This is a genomic window from Streptomyces scabichelini (assembly GCF_011045015.1).
In the GTDB taxonomy this organism is placed as follows: domain Bacteria; phylum Actinomycetota; class Actinomycetes; order Streptomycetales; family Streptomycetaceae; genus Streptomyces; species Streptomyces scabichelini.
Genome location: NZ_JAAKZY010000394.1, coordinates 1 through 4,171, shown reverse-complemented (window position 1 = coordinate 4,171; position 4,171 = coordinate 1). Strand labels below are relative to the sequence as shown.

Genomic DNA, 4,171 nt, shown 5'->3' with positions numbered 1-4,171 from the left:
GGGGATGTGAGGGGTACGACGCCGGGGTGCAGGGCGGCGGAGTCGTACGAGGCGTAAAGGATCAGCAGCGCCGCGACTCCCGCGCCGGACGCGGCGACCAGCCACGCCCGTAGGCCCCATACGTCCGGCCGGTACCGCGTGCGCAACGAGCGGCGTCCGCCGAGCCACAGCCCGGCCAGGGCCGCGCCGAGTCCGGCGAGCAGCACGGGCAGGCCGTACGTGCCGCCTTCGGCGGTGAGCAGCCCGTACGTTCCCGCGCAGACTCCGACCAGGCCGCCGAGGGTGAGTACGGCGGTGGTGCGGCGGACGGCGGGCGGTACCTGGGCTGTACGGCCGTATCCGCGGGCGTCCATCGCCGCCGCCAGCGCCACGGAACGTTCCAACGCGCCCTCCAGGACCGGGAGTCCGATCTGGAGCAGTCCGCGCACCCCGGTGTCCGGTCGGCCGCGCAGTCGGCGGGCGGCGCGCAGGCGCTGGACGTCCGCGATCAGGTTCGGCGCGAAGGTGAGGGCTACGACCACGGCGACTCCCGCTTCGTACAGGGCGCCCGGGAGGGACTTGAGGAGACGGGCCGGGTTGGCGAGGGCGTTCGCCGCGCCCACGCAGATGAGAAGCGTGGCCAGCTTCAGGCCGTCGTACAGCGCGAAGACCAGGCCTTCCGCGGTCACCCGGCCGCCGACCCGGATGCCCTGCGCCCAGTCGGGGAGCGGGAGTTCGGGGAGCGTGACGAGGGTGTGCGTGCCCGGGACGGGGGAGCCGAGGAGCACGGCGAAGCCGGCGCGGATGGCGAGTACGGCGAGGGCGAGTTTGACGAAGGCGGTGTAGGAGCGGGACCAGGGGGCGTCCGTGCGGTGGGTGGCTACTACGTAGCCCGCTACTGCGATGAGGAGGGTGAGGAGGAGGGGGTTTGTGGTGCGGGAGGCGGCGGTGGCGAGGCCTAGGGACCAGAGCCACCAGGCGCCTGGGTGGAGGGTGTGTTGCCGTTGGGCCTTGCTTGGTTGCGTACCCGGCGCCGTGGGCTGTGCCCAACCGTTCCGCCGAGCGGAACGATTGCCCACAGCGGTGGCGGGCCTGACTTCGCTCATCGCGCACCCCTCCGTCAGCCGTGCCGCCGCCGTCGGCGCGTCTGCCAGACCGTTGCCGCGCCCAGCACCGCCACGGCCCCGATCCCCGCAAGCAGGCCCAGCGACGGGCCCTGATCACCGGACTCGCTCTCGCCGGAGGCGTTTTCGTCGCGCGGCGAGGTCGAAGGCGTCGGTTCAGTGGCCGACACCTGTTCGCCGCACCCCGTGCGGGGGTAGCCCGCGATGGCGCAGAGCAGCGCGTTCGTGCCGTAGCGCAGGGGCTTGGCGACCGCGGCGAGGGCGTCCGCCGTTGTGGCGTCCTCCGGTACGCGGGCGCAGGCCGTACGGGGACGGGGCGGCGTCTCGCCGGACGGCGCGTCCGCGCTCGTGCCGAAGTCGAGAACGAGGGCGACCCGCTTCGTACCGTCCCGCGCGGGCGTCTTCGCGCCCGCGCAGATCGTCGCGAACTCCGCGGCCCCGCGCGGCTTCGCGGAATCCCGTGAGTCCTCGCTCACCGAGAAGCGGAAACCCTGTACGTCGCCGTCCGAGGGCCGCGTCGTCGACGGCCCCTGGGTCGCGTACACCCAGGTGTCGCCGTCGAGGTCCCAGAAGGACCAGTAGCGGTAACCGGCCGCCTGAGCCTGCGCCTGGGCCTGCCCCGCCGCCGTACCGAGGACGGTGAGTGCGGTGAGCGCGGTGAGTACGGCGAACAGCGGGGTCAGGACCCGCAGGACCGGACGGCGGCGGATCACGGCTTCTGCTTCTTGTTGCGGCTGCTGATCAGGAAGCCGACGCCGATGCCGCCGACCAGGCCGACACCGATGATCCACCAGACGCTGACTCCGTCGTCCTCGTCCTGCTCCTTCTCCTCGCTGCGGACGGCGGTGTCCCTGACGTTGGCGACCGGGCCGGCCGGACCGGTCGCGCCCAGCCGCTTCACCAGATCCACGCCGCCGAAGTCGCGCGGGTCCGTCGCGGTCGCGTGCGCCGCGAAGATCAGCTGGGCGTACGCGGCCGGGCCGCTCTTGGCCGCCCACGCACCGGAGTTCTTCTCCAGCCAGGCCAGCGGCTTCCTGGCCTCGATGGTGTGGCCCGCGGCGGCGAGCGCGACGACGGCGTCGGCGGTGTTCCCGTGGTCGGGCTGGTCCTCGGCGCCGGCGAGCGCGGACTTCAGATAACCGTCCTTGGCGAGGGCGCTCAGGAGATAAGTGGAGCCGTTGCGCGCGGCGTCCTCGGGCGTCAACTTGTCGCCACCGTCGGCGCACGAGGGGTCCTCTGCCACGACCTTCCCGGTCTTGAACACGAACCCCTTGCCCAGGCTGCCCAGCACGCCCGCCGCCGTCGCGTCGGCGTTCGCCGCGAGCTTCCCCTTCTTGTCCGGCTGGAAGGCGAACGCGCCCCCGCCGTCCTCGTCGCAGGGGACGGACAGCGTCCGCAGCGCCTGGTACGGGGACTCGCCGCCCTTGGACAGCACGTCCTGGGGCTTCTCGCCGGAGGCCACCAGGGCCCCGATCACGACAGACGTCGAGTTGGCGTCGCTGGCGCCGCCCGCCGCGTAGCCCCAGCCACCGTCCTTGTTCTGCACGGACTTCAGCCAGGCCACGGCCTTGTCCGCCGCCGCGTCGAGCCCGCCGATTGCCTCCAGGGCCTGCACCGCGGCGGCCGTGCTGTTCGTGTCGACCATCGTCTTCGCGTCGCACTTCGCGCTCGTGTCGGCGCGGTACGGCGCGAACGCCCCGTTCTCGCACTGCTGCCCGACGAGCCAGTCGACGGCCTTCGCCGCGGGCAGCTCGCCCACCGTGTGCTGGGCGAGCAGCGCGAGCGACTGCCGCCAGACGCCGTCGTACGTCGGATCGGTGCTGCCGAACAGTGCGGAGGGGAACGCCCGGGACGGCGACGGGGAGGGCGACTCGGCGGCGAGGGCGGCCGGCGCGCACGCCGTCCCGATCACGACGGTGGCGGCCAGTGCCGCGGCGGTGCGGCGAACAATCATGATCGGCGGGTGCCTCTCTGTGCTCATCGGTTCCCTACTGGGAGCCCGGGCAGCCCAGAGCACCGGGCGGCTCGGGCTCCGTATGCCTCGACGGTGCCGGTCACCGGAGGTTTCCGGTGACGCGAGCCGGTCACTTCCGTACGGAGCATTCCGGCTCACCGCCCCTTCTGCTCCTGCGGGCGATTCACGGCTGCGGGTCAGCGCCGGTTTTGCACCGGCTTCCCCCCGTACGAGTGTGATGACGACCTGTTTACTGTACCGGCACGTAGCGAGACGCTGAGGTCCGACTGTGAGCCACCGGTACCTTCGGCGCATGCGAAGTCATATAGGCCATATGCGGCCAGGCCGCCTGCTGGCCTCCGGTCGTACGGCGGATGTGTACGCGCTCGACGATCTCAACGATCCCGACGACGAGGCGTGGGTGCTGCGCCGCTACCGCGACGGCTACGGGGACGCGCCCGCCGAGGCGGCCGTCATGGAGTACGTACGCGGCCACGGCTATGCCGTGCCGGAGGTCAGGTCGACGGCCTCCCACTCGGACCTCGTGATGGAGCGACTGTCCGGTCCGACCATGCTCGAGGCGGTGGCCGCGGGCCAACTCGGCGCAGGGGAGGCGGGGACGGTACTAGCGGAGCTGCTGACCCGTCTGCACACGATCCCGGCCCGTCTCTCGACCGACCCGGCCGTCCGCGTCCTGCACCTCGACCTGCACCCGGAAAACGTGATCGTCACTCCAGCCGGCCCGGTGGTCATCGACTGGGCCAACACGCAGGAGGGCCCGCCCGCCCTGGACTGGTGCATGTCCGCGGTGATCCTGGCGCAGGTGGCCGCCGACGACGACGACCCTCGCGCACCCCTGGCCCACGAGGTGCTGACCGCCCTCCTCGCCGACCCGTCCCACCTCACGGAGACGGCCCTGGCCGAGGCACGGCAGCGCCGTGCGGCCAACCCGACGATGAGCCCGCGCGAGGTCGAACTCCTCGGCGAGGCAGAGGACTTGATCCGTACGCTGCTGGTCCGGGAGCTCGGATAGAGATACGTCTGTGGTTTACGCGCTTACATCTCCGGGTTGACGTATTGAGGCGTGAAGGAAGTTAGTTTCTGCGGTATCAGG

General features: G+C 71.9%; 4 protein-coding genes and 1 riboswitch. Of the genes, 1 reads left to right on the top strand and 3 read right to left on the bottom strand.

Features of this window, described 5'->3' with window-relative positions:
• The 3 genes from G5C60_RS49765 to G5C60_RS49755 form a co-directional block, all read right to left on the bottom strand.
• Positions 1-1,085 (bottom strand): energy-coupling factor transporter transmembrane component T (locus G5C60_RS49765; RefSeq protein ID WP_165270777.1); only part of this gene is annotated, 1,085 nt, incomplete at its 3' end.
• Between the two features lie 14 nt (positions 1,086-1,099).
• Positions 1,100-1,816, bottom strand: coding sequence for an SCO2322 family protein (locus tag G5C60_RS49760; protein ID WP_165270775.1), 717 nt, complete (start codon positions 1,814-1,816; stop codon positions 1,100-1,102).
• Positions 1,813-3,057 carry a prenyltransferase/squalene oxidase repeat-containing protein gene (locus G5C60_RS49755; protein WP_165270781.1) on the bottom strand — a complete coding sequence of 415 codons (1,245 nt, stop codon included), beginning with the start codon at positions 3,055-3,057 and terminating at the stop codon, positions 1,813-1,815. The genes G5C60_RS49760 and G5C60_RS49755 overlap by 4 nt, the downstream gene beginning before the upstream one ends.
• A gap of 145 nt (positions 3,058-3,202) precedes the next feature.
• A riboswitch (cobalamin riboswitch) is annotated at positions 3,203-3,280 on the bottom strand.
• 90 nt (positions 3,281-3,370) lie between these two features.
• Here G5C60_RS49755 and G5C60_RS49750 point away from each other — a divergent pair.
• On the top strand, positions 3,371-4,090 hold the full coding sequence (locus G5C60_RS49750; protein WP_241267646.1) for a phosphotransferase: 720 nt from the start codon (positions 3,371-3,373) through the stop codon (positions 4,088-4,090).
• Positions 4,091-4,171: the final 81 nt, after the last annotated feature.